This is a genomic window from Acidobacteriota bacterium, assembly GCA_026393755.1.
Classification (GTDB): Bacteria; Acidobacteriota; Vicinamibacteria; order Vicinamibacterales; family JAKQTR01; genus JBAXOX01.
In genome coordinates this window covers 23,504-39,348 of the sequence record JAPKZO010000025.1, presented here as the reverse complement: position 1 = coordinate 39,348, position 15,845 = coordinate 23,504, and the positions used below count along the sequence as shown (strand labels likewise).

The following is a 15,845-nucleotide window of genomic DNA, read 5'->3' as shown; positions in this document are numbered from 1 at the left end:
TCTCCAGAACGCAACCGTCACTGCGGGGCGAAGCATTCAGATCGTTCCTAGTTCCGCGCTCACCGAGAGAGGCGCTTCGGTCGCGTTGCGCACCTGGTCAACGGTGACACCCTCGGCCACTTCGTTGAGACGAAGTCCCGCCGGGGTGACTTCGATGACGGCCAACTCAGTCACGATCAGATCGACCACCCCCAGGCCGGTCAACGGCAACGAGCACGCCTTCAGAATCTTTGGTTCGCCTTCTCTGGTCGTGTGTTCCATCGCGACGATGACGCGGCGTGCGCCAGCCACCAGATCCATCGCTCCGCCCATGCCCTTCACCATCTTGCCGGGCACCATCCAGTTGGCGAGATTGCCAGCCTGGTCGACCTGCAGCGCTCCCAGCACGGTCAGATCGATGTGTCCGCCGCGAACCATGGCAAACGAGTCCGCGCTGCTGAAGTAGCTGGCGCCGGCCAGTTCGGTGACCGTCTCCTTGCCCGCGTTGATCAGATCGGCGTCCACCTCGGCGTCGGTGGGGTACGGACCCACCCCAAGCATGCCATTCTCGGAGTGCAGCGTGATCTCCACGGTCGGGGGCACGAAATTGGCAACGAGCGTCGGCATGCCAATCCCGAGGTTGACGTAGTCGCCGTCGTGAAGTTCCCTGGCGACGCGCCGCACGATTCGTTCCCGCTTGTCCACGTGACTGCTCCTCGGTCCCGACGCCGGTTTTGCCGGCCATTCCGGCGATGGTTACGTCTTGCGTGTCGTCCTGCGTTCGATGCGCTTCTGGTATCCCGACCCCTGAAACACGTACTGGACAAAAATGCCTGGCGTATGCACACCATCCGGGTCGATGCCACCGGGATCGACCAGGTGCTCCACTTCGGCGATCGTGACGCGAGCGGCCGTGGCCATCATCGGACTGAAGTTGCGCGCCGTCTTTCGGTACACCAGGTTGCCGGCATGATCGCCCTTGCAGGCCTTCAGCAACGCATAATCGGCCTTGAGCGGCATCTCGAGGACATAGGGCACGCCGTCGATGACGCGGGTCTCTTTGCCTTCAGCCACGATCGTGCCGTAGCCGGCCGGCGTGAAGAACCCGCCGATCCCCGCGCCACCCGCCCGGATCCGTTCGGCGAACGTTCCCTGAGGCACGAGCTCAACGTCGAGCTCGCGCCTCAGGAATTGCCGTTCGAATTCCTGGTTCTCGCCGACGTACGTGGCGATGATGCGGGAAATCTGTCGGGATTCGAGCAGCAACCCCAGTCCAAATCCGTCGACGCCGGCATTGTTACTGATGATCGTCAGATTGCGGGTGCCGCGCCGGCGCAGCGCCCCGATCAGATTCTCGGGAATCCCGCAGAGGCCGAATCCTCCAACCATGATCGTCGCGCCATCGGGAATGAGCGCAACCGCCTCGTCTGCGCCGCCAATCACTTTACGCATAGGCGAAATTATAGTCCGGACCATTCACGAACGTACCCAAGGTACGTCGCCAGCTGATCGTGTCTCTCCAACGTCATCTCGACGGGAATGGCCCCAACGCCTCTGACGAATTGCGAGAGCCGAAGTGTCTGCGCCGACGAACCGTCTGACGGCGTGAGTACCCAGAGCCGATCGGCAAACAGATCGGCGTCGGCCGAATCGATGTCCCCGGCGGCCGCACCGATCAACGGGTCGCCTCCGACAAACGTCAACCGCGCGGGCAGCGATCGGGCGGCCTCGATCATGGGTCGCTTGGACGGCCCCAGATCAGTCAACGTGCAGTCGCCGCTCACGTATTCGGGGAGATCTGCGAGCAGCGTCAGGTTGGAGGCAACCGGAGCCGCCAGCACGACCAGGTCGGCGTCGGCGGCCACGATCAAGTCGTTGGCGCCGACATCAATCGCCCCCCGGTTGACGGCACGCTCCAGCACATGGTTGGTGTCGACGCCGATGACGAGCGCTTTCGGCCACGCCTGCTTGACCGCGAGCGCCAGCGAGCCCCCGATCTTCCCGAGGCCCAGAATGGCGATTCGCTCGAACACGGGAGCCGCTTCAGGCAGCCGGCCTGCCATCCGCAGCGGCACCCGGCGCGTCTCATCGATCATTCCCGCGCCCACCCGCGTCGCGCCACTGGCTCCACACAGATGGACCGGCCGATCGCGGGCGCGATGATCCGCAATTCGGCCATCAGCCGGTCGAATTGCGGCGGAAACAGCGATTGCGCGCCGTCGCTCAGGGCCCGGTCGGGATCGACGTGCACTTCAATAATCAGGCCGTCGGCGCCGGCCGCCACCGCCGCCCGCGCCATCGGCGCCACCTTGTCGCGGCGTCCAGTTCCGTGGCTCGGGTCGACGAAGATCGGCAAATGGCTCAACTTCTTGACGATGGGGATCGCCGAAATGTCGAGCGTATTGCGGGTATAGGTCTCGAACGTCCGGATCCCCCGCTCGCAGAGAATCACGTCCATGTTTCCGCCGCCCAGCAGGTACTCAGCCGACAGCAGCCACTCCTCAATCGTCGCGGAGATGCCACGCTTGAGCAGCACGGGCTTGCGCCGCTTCCCCAGTTCGCGCAACAACGTGTAGTTCTGCATGTTGCGCGCGCCGACCTGAAAGATGTCCACATAGCGTTCGACGATGTCGATCTGGCTCGGGTCCATGACCTCGGACACCAGCTTCATGTTCTGGGCCCGTGCCGCGTCGCACAACATCCGCAAGCCTTCCTCACCGAGTCCCTGGAAGCTGTAGGGCGAGCTTCGCGGCTTGAACGCGCCCCCCCGCAGTACCTTGGCGCCAGCGCGTTTGACGGCTGCCGCGCACGCGTGAACCTGCTCCTCGCTTTCGGCCGCACAGGGACCCGCCATCATGATCACTTCGTCGCCGCCGATGCGCACGTCATCGAGGTTGATGATCGTGCCCTGCGGACGAAACGCTCGGCTTGCCAGTTTGTAGGGTTCCGAGACCTGCACCACCTCCTGCACGCCGTCGAACATCTGGACCAGCTCCGGATCAGCGCGCGGGCTTTCGCCTACGACACCGAGCACTATCCGCTTCGCACCGACAGAGCGATGAACTCCGAATCCCATCTGTTCGAGATGCGCGGCGACCCGGTCCACCTGAGCGGGAGTCGCCCCTTCCTGCATTACAACGACCACAGTTGACCGCCCTTCGTCTTCGTCACTCCAGACATCGTCTATGAGTTCTATCTTACTGAATCATCCAATTGTCTCGTCACCCGGGCAAGAAAAGAGATCACTCCCTGAGCCCCCGCACGTACTGCGTCACCTGCGCGATCAGATCGGGGGATGCGCCGTGTGCTTCGATCACCTTGACCAACGCGCTTCCCACCACCGCCGCGTCCGCCCACCGGCAGACCTCAGCCACGTGTGCGGCCGTCGAGACGCCGAAACCGACGACGACCGGCAGGGTCGTCGCTTCGCGGATGCGTGTGACCAATTCTGGAATGCCGAACGAGAGGGCATCGCGAGCCCCCGTCACCCCGAGGCGCGAAATCGCGTACACAAACCCGCTGCCGAGCTCACCGGCCCGTCGCATCCGATCCGCGCTGGTCGTCGGGCTGAGCAGGAAGATCATGTCCACACCGGCGGCGCACAGACAGCGCCGAAGATCTGCCGACTCTTCCAGCGGCAGGTCCAGTGCGAGAACCCCGTCCACGCCGGCCGCGGCCGCTCGGGCGGCAAACCGGTCAAAGCCCATTCGGTACAGCGGATTCGCGTACGAGAACAGGATGATGGGCGCGCGAATGCCTGGGCGTGCCTGCGCCACCATGTCCAGCACGCCATCGAGCGTCACCCCCGCGGCCAGCGCACGTTCGCTCGCCCGCTGGATGACGGGGCCGTCGGCCATCGGGTCAGAAAAGGGCACGCCGACCTCGAGCACATCGACCCCGACTCCGTCGAGCGCCTCGAGAATCTTGCGACTCCTGGCCAGATCGGGATCGCCGGCCGTCGTGTACGTGACCAGCCCGGGGCGGTGCTCCTGACGCAGGCGACCGAATGTCTCTGCTATTCGTGACATCTTCATCAGTCTCCGGCCACGCCGAGTTCGGCAGCCACCGTCTGGACATCCTTGTCGCCCCGCCCGGAGAGGTTGACGAGGATCGTCCGGCCTGGACCCATCTGCCTGCCGAGCACCATGGCGTGCGCAACGGCGTGCGCCGATTCCAGCGCGGGAAGAATGCCCTCCAGCCGAGCCAACGTCTGGAACGCTTCGGTGGCGGCCCCATCCGACACGTGCGTATATTCGACCCGCCCGCGCGCATGGAGCCATGCGTGCTCGGGGCCAATCGCGGCGTAGTCGAGTCCGGCGGAGATCGAGTGGGTTCCCTGGATATTGCCGTGCGAATCCTGGAGCACGACCGTGCGGGTTCCCTGGAAGATGCCCAGTGCCCCGCCAGCCAACCGTGCAGCGTGTTCACCCGGAATGATGGCGCGTCCGCCGGCTTCGACCCCAATCAACCGAACCGCCGCATCATCGATAAAGGCGTCGAAGATGCCGAGCGCATTGCTGCCTCCCCCGACCGACGCCACAATCGCGTCGGGCAGGCCGCCAATCAGTGATCCGTACTGTTGTTTCGCTTCGACACCGATGACCGACTGGAACTCGCGAACCATCAGCGGATATGGATGGGGGCCCAGCACCGATCCGAGCAGGTAGTGCGTGGTGTCGACGTTGGTCACCCAATCGCGCATCGCTTCGTTGATGGCGTCCTTGAGTGTCCGGCTCCCCGCCTCGACGCGAGTGACGCGGGCGCCCAGCAACCGCATCCGCACGACGTTGAGCGCCTGGCGACGCATGTCCTCGGCGCCCATGTAGACTTCGCAGTCCAATCCGAGCAGTGCGCACGCCGTCGCGGTCGCCACGCCGTGCTGTCCGGCCCCGGTCTCGGCAACGACCCGGCGCTTGCCCATCCTGACGGCGACCAGCGCCTGCCCGATGGCGTTGTTGATCTTGTGCGCGCCGGTATGCGTCAGATCTTCGCGCTTCAGCATGATCCGCACGCCGCCACACGCGGCGCCCAGGCGCCGGGCATCGAAGATCGGCGTGGGCCGTCCCGCATACGTCGTGAGGAGTCTCAGCAACTCGTCGCGGAATGTCTGGTCCGCTCGGGCCCCCAGGTACGCGTCCCGCAACTGGGTAATGGGCGCCATCAACGTTTCCGGCACGAACCGCCCGCCGAACTCGCCGAAGTACCCCCGGGCGTCCGGGTCGCGAAGACCAAAGCGGGGCTCACTCGCAGTCTCGACGACGTTCATCGGGTCCTCCGCGCATCGGCGCGGGCGACGGCCGCGACAAAGGCGCTCATACGCTCAGCATCCTTCACACCGGGTTCCCGTTCAACGCCAGACGACACATCGACCGCATAGGGTGCGACCGTGTCGATGGCCTGCTCGACGTTCTCGGGCCGGAGGCCACCCGCCAGGACGATACGCCTGAGGCGTGCAGCCGCGGCCGCTCGCGTCCAGTCGATCGCCTTCCCTGTTCCACCGCGGCGCGCCGGGTCAGCCACATCCAGCAGCGGCATCACGGTGCTCGGCCAGGCCGCCAGCGACGCCGTGTCGAACCTGTCGTCGATCCCGACGGCCTTCAGCGTGTGGCAGGGCATCGAGAGCCACTGCTCGACGGGTTCGTCGCCATGCAGTTGCACCGCTCCAAGACCCACCTCATCAATCACGCGACGGATCCGGTCGGGTGACTCGTTGACAAACACGCCGACCGCCGTCACGAAGCGCGGGAGCGTGGCGGCGACCAGACCGGCCTGTTCGAGGGTGACGTATCGCGGGCTTGCCGGCCAGAACACGAACCCGACCGCGTCGGCGCCGAGGTCAACCGCCAGTTGTGCGTCCTCGACATTGGTCATCCCGCAGATCTTGATTCGGGTGCGGCTCACCGTCTCTCCCTCCGGGTCGCGCCCGCTGCGCCATCTTCGCGGCCGCGCATGACCGCGCCGCCGATTGCGGCAACCTCCTGAAGTCTCTTGCACGGATCGGCTGCCGACATGAGCCACTCTCCGATCAGCATGGCCTGATAGCCAACCGCGCGCAGATGCCCGACGTCCGCGAGCGATCGGATGCCGCTTTCCGCAACGGCGACACACCCGGGCGGAATCTGGCCGACGAGCGCGTCGCAGGCGCAAAGATCCACGTCCAGTGTTCTCAGGTCCCGGCTGTTGACGCCGATGATCGTGGCGCCCGCGTCGATGCCCTGCTGAATCTGCTCTCCCGAGTGGGCCTCGACCAGCGTCGCCAGGCCCATCTTCTGGGCGACGTCGATCAACGCGGCCAGTTCCGAGAGCGAGCAGGCCGCGACTATCAGAAGGACCGCGTCCGCGCCCGCTGCCCTCGCCTCCAGCAACTGGTACTGATCAACGATGAAGTCCTTCCGGAGGATCGGCAAGGCAACCGCGGCCCTGACCTCTTCCAGATGCGCAAGTGACCCATCGAAGAACGTGGGCTCGGTCAGCACGGAAATCGCCGCCGCGCCGCCCTGCTCGTACGACCTCGCGAGGTCGCCGGGGTGGTACTCACTCCGCAGGATACCTCGTGCCGGCGATCGGCGCTTGCACTCGGCGATCACATTGACTTCGGTCACCCGACACAGGCGCTCTCGAAACATCGCGCCCCTGGGCTCGAGCCGTGCCGCCCGCCCGGCCAGTGCGATCGCCGATTCGCTCGCGCGCCGCGTCTCGACCGTGCGCCGCGCCGCGGCAACGATGGCATCCAGCAGATTCCCCGAGCGCCTCGAGCCGAACGTCGGCACGTCTATGCTCCCGCTCTCGAAGAGGCGCCGCTCAGGTCGTTCGACCGGGCCACGAGGCGATCGAGCGTGGCCTGCGCCGCGCCTGAGTCGATCGCCTGTCCCGCCCGCGCGATGCCATCGCGAAGCGTGTCGGCCTTTCCCGCCAGCAGAAGCACGGCACCGGCGTTCAGGAGCACGATGTCGCGCGCTGGCCCGGTGCTGCCCCGCAGAATTTCTCTCGCCATCTCGGCATTGGTGGCCGCGTCGCCACCGGCAAGCGACGCCAGCGTCGCCTTCGGCAGGCCGGCGTCACCCGGATGCAGATAGAACGTGTTGACCGTGCCGCCGCGGGCCTCTGACACCTTCGTGTAGCCCGTGGTCGAGATCTCATCGAGTCCGTCGGCGCCATGCACGACCCACGCGCGCTCGGATCCGAGCAGTGAGAGCGACCGGGCAATCAGTTCCGTGCACTCGGGCCGCGGCACCCCAATCAGTTGACGTCGGGGATGGGTCGGATTGGTCAGCGGGCCGAGCAGGTTGAACGCGGTTCGCACGCCCAACTCCCTTCTCACCTCCGCGACGTTCCGCATAGATGGATGGAACACCGGGGCGAAGAGAAAGGCCATGCCCGTCTCGGCCAGGCACGCTTCGACGACCGGCGGGGGCGCCGCGACATTGACGCCGAGGGCCTCGAACAGATCGGCGCTGCCGCACCGGCTCGATACCGATCGATTGCCGTGCTTGGCCACGGTGACGCCGCAGGCGGCCACCACGACAGCCGCGACAGAGGAGATATTGAACGTGCCGGCCCCGTCCCCGCCGGTGCCGCACAGATCGACCGTGCCGCCCTCGGGCGCGTTGATCCTGACCGCCCGGGCCCGCATGCTGCGAGCGAATCCGACGATCTCGTCCGGGCGTTCGCCCTTCATCGCGAGGCCCACGAGCAGGCCAGCCACCTGGGCCCCCCGAGCGCGGCCGTCGATGATGGCATCCATGGCGGCCGTCGCCTGATCAGCCGTCAGATCCTGCCGCCGCATCACCGTCTGGAGCAAATCACCCAACATCGCACGCGCCTCCGCTACCTGAGATTCAGAAAGTTGTGAAGCAGACGCCGGCCTTCAGGGGTCAACACCGACTCGGGATGAAACTGCACGCCGTGGACCTGCCATCTCTTGTGCCGCAACGCCATCACGACGCCGTCCCCGGCGGCGCGCGCGGCCACCTCGAGGTCTGCCGGCCATTCTTGCTCCGACACCGCCAGCGAGTGATAGCGGCCGGCGTCAAATGGCCCCCGGAAACCCTGGAACAGCGCCTTTCCGTCGTGCTCGATCGACGACACCTTTCCGTGCAGCGCCTTTGGCGCCCGGATGATGCGCCCCCCGAACACGTGCCCGATTGCCTGATGACCAAGACACACGCCAAGAATCGGCACCTTGCCGGCGAAGAACCGGATCACGTCCTCGGACACGCCCGCATCTTCGGGTCGGCCTGGCCCGGGAGAGATGACGATGCGTTCCGGCCGCAGTGCCTCGATTTCCTGAGTCGTGATCGCGTTGTTGCGGAACACGACCGGCGTCGCCCCCAGCTCGCCAAACGACTGGACGAGGTTGTAGGTAAACGAATCAAAGTTGTCGATGATCAACAACACGTCGTCGCCTCTCTCGCGTCGCGCATCAGATTCCCGCCAGGCGACCGCGTCGCGCCCGTCACCCTACAGCCCCTGCTGGGCCAGATTCAGCGCGCCAATCATGGCGCGCGCCTTGTCGAGGGTCTCTTCGAACTCGGTCGTCGGGTTGGAATCGGCAACGATGCCCGCCCCGGCCTGCACCATCGCCCGGCGCCCGACGATGATCACCGTGCGAATCGTGATGCAGAAGTCCAGGTTTCCGGCGAAATCGAGGTACCCCACTGCTCCGCCATATGCGCCGCGACGGTTCGGCTCGAGCTTCGCGATGATCTCCATCGCACGGATTTTCGGCGCGCCGGAGACCGTTCCCGCCGGGAAGCACGACACCAGCGCATCCAGCCGATCGCGATCCCCGGCCAGCAAGCCCTCGACATTCGAGACCAGATGCATCACATGCGAATAGCGTTCGAGAGCCATGAACTGAGGTACCCTCACGGATCCGTACTCGCAGACCCGCCCGAGATCGTTGCGGCCGAGGTCGACCAGCATCACGTGCTCGGCCCGCTCCTTCTCGTCGGCCTTCAGTTCCTCCGCCAGCCGCTGATCCTCCTCGGCGTTCCGACCGCGCGGACGGGTTCCGGCAATCGGGTGCGTTTCCACCTTCCGGCCCTCCACGCGCACCAGCATCTCGGGCGATGCCCCGACCATCGACACGCCAGCCATCCGCACGAAGAACATGTACGGGGACGGGTTCACGTGGCGCAGAGCCCGGTAGACCGCGAAGGGATTCGCCTCGAGGTCGGCCTCGAAGCGCTGCGACACGACCACCTGGTAGATGTCCCCCGCCGCAATCAAGTCTTTGGCCGAGCGCACGTGCTGTTCGAACTGTTCGCGCGTCATGTTGGCCTGCACGTCGATGGGTGCGGCGGCGACGCGCTCGCCCTGCGACAGGTTTCGCTCCAGCTCGCGTTCGAGGAACTCGATCTTCGCGCACGCAAACTGGTAGAGCGCGCGCAGGTCATCGTCGGCGGAGATCCTGGCGTTCGCGATGATCAGGATGCGGTGCTGCACGTGGTCGAAGGCGAGCACCGTGTCGAACAGCATGAAGCCGGCCTGGTCGATGATCGGATCCGACTCCGACGCCGGCTGCAGCGTGACCGGCTCGAACCAGGACGCCGCATCATAGCCCATGAAGCCGACGGCTCCCCCGGTGAACCGAGGCAGGCCGGGCACGTACGGCGAGCGGAACTCGGCCATCACCCGGCGCAGAGTGGGGACGAAGCCCTCGTCGCTGGTGGTCGTGATCCCGTTTCGCTCGAGGGTCACGACGCCGTCGTTGGCGCGGAGGATCAGGAACGGGTCTTTGCCGAGGAACGAGTAGCGGGCCATCTGCTCGCCGCCTTCCACGCTTTCCAGCAGGTAGGCGTAGTCGGAATGTTCCGCGATCTTGAGGAACGCCGAGACCGGCGTCAGCAGATCCGCCATGATCTGCTTGCAGACCGGCACAAACGTGCCGCGCTGGGCCCATTCCACAAACTGCTCGAAGCTCGTCAGGTTCATGACTGTTCCATCCGGCGTGCGAGCGCCAAGGCTGCCGCCGTGCGAAGTGTCGCCACACTGGGCGTGCGGCCCGTCCAGCGTGCCTGCTGGAGCCGGGCCTGTTCAATCAACATGGTGAGACCGCCAACCGTCCGGCACCCGGCCTGCGCGGCGTCGCGCAGCAGTCGCGTCTGTTCGGGGTAATAGACCAGGTCGTAGACCGTTCCGCCATCGAACGTCCCCTCGGGGAACGAGGTCCGATCCACGTCGGGAGAGGTTCCGACCGGCGTCGCGTTGACGAGCAGATCCCAGCTCGACGGCGGTACCGGACGCGCGGCCCCTCGAACGCCGAGATCGGCGGCCACCGACCCGGCGGCCTCAGCCGACCGCCCGAACATCGTCACTTTCGCACCGGCATCGCGGAGGGCCGCTGCCACGGCGCGCGCGGCGCCGCCTGTTCCCAGGATCGCCGCACGGGACGCGGGCGACACACCGGCTGGCAGCCCAGCGAGGAATCCGGCCCCGTCGGTGCTCGATCCTGACCAGCCTCCGTTGGTGGCCGTGAGGGTGTTGACGGCGCCGATCGCGCGCGCGCCGGGATCCACGTCATCGAGACGACTCAGCAGATCGACCTTGAACGGGATTGTCACACTGGCGCCAGCCAGATCAAATCCGCGCGCGAACGTCATCACATCTTCAGCGTCTGCGCCAACCAGCGGCACATACGCGGCGTCGACGGCCAGTTCGGAGAATCCGGCGTTGTGCATGGCGGGCGACGGCGAATGCGCGATCCCGCGCCCGAAGAGTCCGTAAGCGCGAGTGGCCGGGCCGATCCGTCGGAACGCCAGCTCATTGGTGAGTTGCGCCGCGCCTATCTGGCCGGGCGCCACACCCTCGCCGGCGTACGTCCAGCACGATCCGAACCGCGCCGCGAATACCCGCGTGACCAGACCGGCCTCGCCCATCGCCAGCACGATCAGGCGCCTGTCCCGGCGCGTCCGGCCGAGCTCCAGCAGAGTCAGGCAGTCGCTCAGTCGCGAGGCCGTGACCGCCACCTTCACGACCTCCGCGCCTGTGGCTAGCATCGCGTCCACCCGCGAGGCCAAGTCGGCTGGAACACCGGCAAAGTCGTGGTGCGACAGTACGACGTTGCGTCCGCGGCGGGCCCGAACCACGTGATCAAATCCTGCCTGCCATTCGAGATCGACAAACTCGGCACCCGCATCGAGCGCCTGCAGGAGCAGCGCGCGCCGCTCCTGCTCGCTCCCGCTGAAGTGGCCGCCTTCGGCCTGCCGCCGACACGTCACGATGACGGGAAGATGGCGATGGTCGAGTGCCGCCGCCACATCGGGATCCGAGACCGTGTCGAGGCGCATCTCCACCATGTCGGCGTCCGTCGCTTTGTCACGGACGCGAACCAGGTCCGCCATCGTGCGGGCGGTCACCGTGGCGCAGATTCGTGGGCCTTCTGTCATACGGATCACAAACAAAAAAGCCCCTCCAGCCGGCTGGCTGAAGAGGCTTTGTGGTCTATCTCGCTTCGTCGAACTTAGGAATCAAGCCTCTCAGCCGGTCTGGACACACCACCACCACCAGGCCGGATAAACGGTGATGCCGCCGAGAGATTTCGTCATGTTCCTGCGGATGAGGCTACCAAAGGAAGTTCGCGGTGTCAATCAATCGCTCCCGGAGTGATTATCAGGCCTCGGCTTGACCGCGATCGGACAGTTCGCTATAACCAAGGATGTCGAGTCAACCCTGAGGCAAGCCCGACTGCCCTTCATGATCTTTCGCCGCACTGTCGCCCTGCTTCTTCTGCTGTCGTTCTTCGCACTGGGCACCCGGGCTGCCAGCCGGTACATGTCCGTGGACGAAGTGAAACCCGGCATGGAGGGCGTCGGACGGACGGTGTTCCAGGGCACCACGATCGAGGACTTCAACGTCCACATCATCGGCGTGCTCCGCAATACGAACGGGCCGAAGCGCGACCTGATTCTCGCCAGGATCGACGGCGGACCGCTTGCGAAGACCGGGGTCATCGCAGGCATGAGCGGCAGCCCGGTCTACGTTGGCGGCCGTCTGCTCGGCGCGATCTCCTATTCGCTCGGACAGTTCGCGACGGAACCCATCGCCGGCATCACCCCGATCGAGGAGATGATTGCCGCGACGACGGGACGAGACGCGGGAGCGGCGGCGCAACTGCGTCGGCCGCTCGCGGTGATGCCATTGGCCGGGATGGCGGCGACCTTCGAGCACGCGCTCAGCCCCGTCGCGCCGTTTGCCGCATCCGCCGCGCACGTCTCGTACAGCGGTCCGGCGGGCGCGTACGACAGCCGGACGGCCACCGCTCTCAGACCGATTGCCACGCCACTCGTGGTCGGTGGGTTCGATGAGAAAGCCATTCAACCGATCCTGAATCTATTCTCGCAAGCCGGCCTCATCCTCGCTCCGGGTGCCGCGGGCGCGACGACTGCCACAGCAGCGACGCGGCAGGGTTCGGCGGCTCCTCTGCGGCCGGGCGATCCGATAGGCGTCGGGTTGATATCGGGCGACTTGAGTCTCGGCGCGACCGGCACGGTGACCGAGGTCGACGGCGATCGCGTCTATGCATTCGGTCACCCCTTCTACAACGTCGGTCCGGCGCGGTTTCCGATGACGCGGGCCTTCGTCCACACCGTGCTGCCCAGCCTGCTCAGTTCGATCAAACTGTCGTCGATCGGCGAAGTCGTCGGCACGATCCAGCAGGACCGCGCGACGGCGGTTTCGGGCGCGCTCGGCCCGGGTCCTCGCACCATCACCGTGAATGTCGCGCTCGATCACGCCGGGCGTCCCCGGCGATCGTTTACGTTCCAGGTGGCCGAGGATCCGCTGTTGACGCCCCTGCTCGTCTACACGGCGCTGTTCAACACGTTTTCGTCGCACGAGCGCGATTTCGGCGCCGAGACGTATGCGGTGCGGGGCCAGACGGTCGTTCGCGGACAGGCCGATGTCGAACTGGACGAGATGTACGTCGGCGATCAGCCGGGGGTGACCGCGGCGGCGGCGGTCGTGGCGCCGATTGCCGCCCTGCTGAACAACGATCGTGAACGGGTCGACATCGAGTCAATCAACCTGTCGATTGAATCCACCGAGCGGCCCCAGACAGCGACGATCGAGCGCGTGTGGATCGATGCCGCCGCGATCCGCTCCGGGCGAACGGTGCCACTTAAGATTCTGCTCCGCACCTGGCGGGGCGAAGACGTGCTGCACACCGTTCCGATCCCGATCCCGCTCAACGTGGACGATTCGCTCACCTTGCTCGTCAGCGACGGCCCCAGGCTCGCCCAGTGGGAGGCGCGCGACGGCCGGCCGTCGATCGGACCGGATTCGGCAGCCGCGCTGATCCGCCGGCTCAATGACACACGGCACAACAACCGCGTGTATGTCAGACTCCTCGGGCGCAACCTCGGGGCGATCGTCGCCAGCGAAGCGCTGCCCGGCCTGCCCTCGTCAGTGCTCAGTGTGATGGACAGCGATCGGGCGGGCGGCGGAGGCACGTCCCTCCAGCAATCCACGCTTGGCGCCTGGGACATCCGAACCTCGCTGGCGGTCTCGGGACAACGCACGCTCACGCTGGTGCTCGATGGCCGCAAGCAACGGCCATGATGCGAATATACGCGAAAGGTTCACCCGTGAAGATGAGGCTTCGTGCCCCGATGCGGTTCGTCGCGTTGGCCGCTCTGGTGACGTTCTCGGCGGCCACCAGCCATGCCACCTCGGCCCGTTTCTGGCAGGTGTCGACGCAGGCCGACCTGCTGAAGGGCGAAGTCGACGGGTTGTCGATCGAAGATGCGGGACGCCTCGTCCTCGGACCCATCGTCAAGACGGTGTACGAGGCGACCGTGCCCTTTATCTGGACCCTGGTGGCGGGACCCGAGGGCGCCGTCTTCGCAGGCAGCGGCAACGATGGCCAGGTCTGGAGAATCGACGCCAGCGGCAAGGCCACGGAGTTCTTCAAGGCGAAGGAACTCGAAGTTCATGCCATTCTCGCGGCTCCTGACGGCGCGCTCATGGTCGCGACCTCTCCGGACGGCAAGGTCTACCGCGTCGATACGGCTGGCCGCGCGACGGTGTATTTCGATCCGGATGACAAGTACATCTGGTCGCTGGCTCTCGATGGACAGGGACGGCTCTATGTCGGCACGGGCGACAAGGGCACGATCTATCGCGTCACCGCAGCCGGCAAGGGCGAAGTGTTCTACCGGACACAAACCAAACACGTCACCTCGCTCGTCTTCGATCGAAGCGGACAGTTGCTCGCCGCGACCGATTCGCCCGGACGCGTACTGCGCATCGACCCGGCGGGGAAAGCCTTCGCGCTGGTGGACTCGCCGTTCCGAGAAATGCGCGCTCTGCGCGTCGGAGCCGGCGGAGAAGTCTATGCGGCCGCCGTCAACGGCAAGAGTTCGGGTGGCGACGATCGATCGCCGGCGGTTCCGGCGGCCGACGAACCAAAGGCTCCGACCAGCGCGTCAGTGTCGACCGAGGTCGTCTCGATCACCGTGGTCGACTCCCCCACGTCCACAGGCCAGCCCAGCGCTGCGGGAGGCCGGCCGCAGGACAAGACCGCCTCGAAGGGGGCCGTGTACCGCATCGACAACGAGGGCGGCGTCGAGATTGTCTGGGAATCGAAAGACGACATTCCGTTCGACATCTGCGTGGAGAAGGACGGCGCCGTCACGATCGCGACGGGCAACGGCGGCAAGTTGTTTCGCGTTGCGGGAAATCCTGCCCGCACGACGCTCGTCACCAGGTTCGGCGGGCAGCAGGTGACGGCCCTGCTCGCCTCGGGTCAGGCCCGCTACTACGCCACGTCGAACCCGGCCAAGGTCTATGTGCTCACCGGTGATCGGGCAGCCGAAGGCACCTACATGTCGGATGTGAAGGATGCCGGCATGGCCGCGGTGTGGGGCACATTGAGCTGGCGCGCCCAGACCAGCGGCACGGCGCGCGTCCAGATGTTCACGCGATCCGGGAACACGTCGGCTCCTGACGACACCTGGAGCGCATGGTCGGGTCCGTACGCCCGGGCTGAAGGCGACGCCGTCCAGAACCCCGCAGCGCGCTACTTCCAGTGGAAGGCGGTCCTGTCGGCACCCGCAGCCGACGCGCCTGGGCCCGCGCTGGCGCTGGTGAAGATCGGATACCGGCAACGCAATGCGCGGCCTCACGTCCTTTCGATCTCGGCACTGCCGCCCGGCATGGTGCATCAACGTCCGTTCCCGACGGGCGAACCTGAATTCGCGGGCATCGCCGATTCCGCAGCCGACTCCCGGCTTCCGATCTACTCACTGCCCCTGGGCACGGCTCCCCCGCCCTCGCCAGAAGCGGGTCCGGCGCTGGGACGGAAGATCTATCAGAAGGGGCTGCAGACCTTCATCTGGAAGGCTGAAGATGAGAACGATGACCGACTGAGCTACGACATCTTCTTTCGTCGTGTGGAGTCGCCGGGATGGACGCTGCTCCGACGCGCGACCAGTGATCAGGTGCTGACATGGGATACGACGTCGGTGTCCGATGGCACGTATCTCATCAGGGTGGTCGCGAGCGATCGGCTGGACAACCCCGAGGGGAGCTTCCTGACCGGATCGCTCGAGAGCGACGCGATCGACATCGACAATACCCCGCCCGCGATCTCGGTGGTGAGCGTGTCGCGCGACGGGGCGCAGGCCGCGGTGGTCATCGATGTCCGCGATTCGCATTCGGCCATCGACCGTGTCGAGTACTCCGTGGACGCGAGCCCGTGGCAGACGCTCCTGCCCACCGATGGCATCGGCGACGGCACTCACGCACGCTATGGACTGAGAATCGACGCTGGGGCGATCGGCCGGACCGTCATCAGAGCGTCAGATGCTCTGAACAACGTCGCGACATTGAAGGTGGAACAGCCTGGACAGCCGGCGAAATAGGGG

At 66.0% G+C, this 15,845-nt stretch carries 14 protein-coding genes; 2 read left to right on the top strand and 12 right to left on the bottom strand.

Annotated elements, in window-relative coordinates:
* Window positions 1-36: 36 nt before the first annotated feature.
* From NTV05_10065 to NTV05_10010, 12 genes are all read right to left on the bottom strand, one after another.
* Complete coding sequence (locus NTV05_10065; GenBank protein ID MCX6544741.1) at window positions 37-684, bottom strand: CoA transferase subunit B; 648 nt, start codon at window positions 682-684, stop codon at window positions 37-39.
* Between the two features lie 51 nt (window positions 685-735).
* Window positions 736-1,431, bottom strand: coding sequence for a CoA transferase subunit A (locus NTV05_10060; GenBank protein ID MCX6544740.1), 696 nt, complete (start codon window positions 1,429-1,431; stop codon window positions 736-738).
* A gap of 8 nt (window positions 1,432-1,439) precedes the next feature.
* Window positions 1,440-2,075, bottom strand: coding sequence for a prephenate dehydrogenase (locus NTV05_10055; protein ID MCX6544739.1), 636 nt, complete (start codon window positions 2,073-2,075; stop codon window positions 1,440-1,442).
* Window positions 2,072-3,124 (bottom strand): 3-deoxy-7-phosphoheptulonate synthase, encoded by a 1,053-nt coding sequence (gene aroF, locus NTV05_10050; protein MCX6544738.1) that lies wholly within the window; start codon window positions 3,122-3,124, stop codon window positions 2,072-2,074. Before aroF ends, NTV05_10055 begins: the two co-directional genes overlap by 4 nt.
* A 97-nt stretch (window positions 3,125-3,221) precedes the next feature.
* Window positions 3,222-4,007, bottom strand: a complete 786-nt coding sequence (gene trpA / locus NTV05_10045) for a tryptophan synthase subunit alpha (GenBank protein ID MCX6544737.1) — start codon at window positions 4,005-4,007, stop codon at window positions 3,222-3,224.
* 5 nt (window positions 4,008-4,012) lie between these two features.
* Window positions 4,013-5,245, bottom strand: coding sequence for a tryptophan synthase subunit beta (trpB, locus tag NTV05_10040; GenBank protein MCX6544736.1), 1,233 nt, complete (start codon window positions 5,243-5,245; stop codon window positions 4,013-4,015).
* A complete protein-coding gene (locus NTV05_10035) occupies window positions 5,242-5,880 on the bottom strand; it encodes a phosphoribosylanthranilate isomerase (protein MCX6544735.1) in 639 nt (212 codons plus the stop codon). Before NTV05_10035 ends, trpB begins: the two co-directional genes overlap by 4 nt.
* The gene (gene trpC / locus NTV05_10030) at window positions 5,877-6,749 is read right to left on the bottom strand and encodes an indole-3-glycerol phosphate synthase TrpC (GenBank protein ID MCX6544734.1); all 873 of its coding nucleotides are present in this window, start codon (window positions 6,747-6,749) and stop codon (window positions 5,877-5,879) included. The genes NTV05_10035 and trpC overlap by 4 nt, the downstream gene beginning before the upstream one ends.
* A gap of 2 nt (window positions 6,750-6,751) precedes the next feature.
* Entirely contained in the window at window positions 6,752-7,792 is a 1,041-nt protein-coding gene (trpD, locus tag NTV05_10025) for an anthranilate phosphoribosyltransferase (protein ID MCX6544733.1), read from the bottom strand.
* A gap of 14 nt (window positions 7,793-7,806) precedes the next feature.
* Window positions 7,807-8,376 (bottom strand): aminodeoxychorismate/anthranilate synthase component II, encoded by a 570-nt coding sequence (locus NTV05_10020; GenBank protein ID MCX6544732.1) that lies wholly within the window; start codon window positions 8,374-8,376, stop codon window positions 7,807-7,809.
* A gap of 63 nt (window positions 8,377-8,439) precedes the next feature.
* A complete protein-coding gene (trpE, locus tag NTV05_10015; GenBank protein MCX6544731.1) occupies window positions 8,440-9,915 on the bottom strand; it encodes an anthranilate synthase component I in 1,476 nt (491 codons plus the stop codon).
* The gene (locus NTV05_10010; protein ID MCX6544730.1) at window positions 9,912-11,369 is read right to left on the bottom strand and encodes a type I 3-dehydroquinate dehydratase; all 1,458 of its coding nucleotides are present in this window, start codon (window positions 11,367-11,369) and stop codon (window positions 9,912-9,914) included. Before NTV05_10010 ends, trpE begins: the two co-directional genes overlap by 4 nt.
* 307 nt (window positions 11,370-11,676) lie before the next feature.
* On the opposite strand from NTV05_10010, the gene NTV05_10005 reads away from it, so the two are divergent.
* Window positions 11,677-13,539, top strand: a complete 1,863-nt coding sequence (locus NTV05_10005) for a hypothetical protein (GenBank protein ID MCX6544729.1) — start codon at window positions 11,677-11,679, stop codon at window positions 13,537-13,539.
* 26 nt (window positions 13,540-13,565) lie between these two features.
* Window positions 13,566-15,842, top strand: a complete 2,277-nt coding sequence (locus NTV05_10000; GenBank protein ID MCX6544728.1) for a hypothetical protein — start codon at window positions 13,566-13,568, stop codon at window positions 15,840-15,842.
* Window positions 15,843-15,845 lie beyond the last annotated feature (3 nt).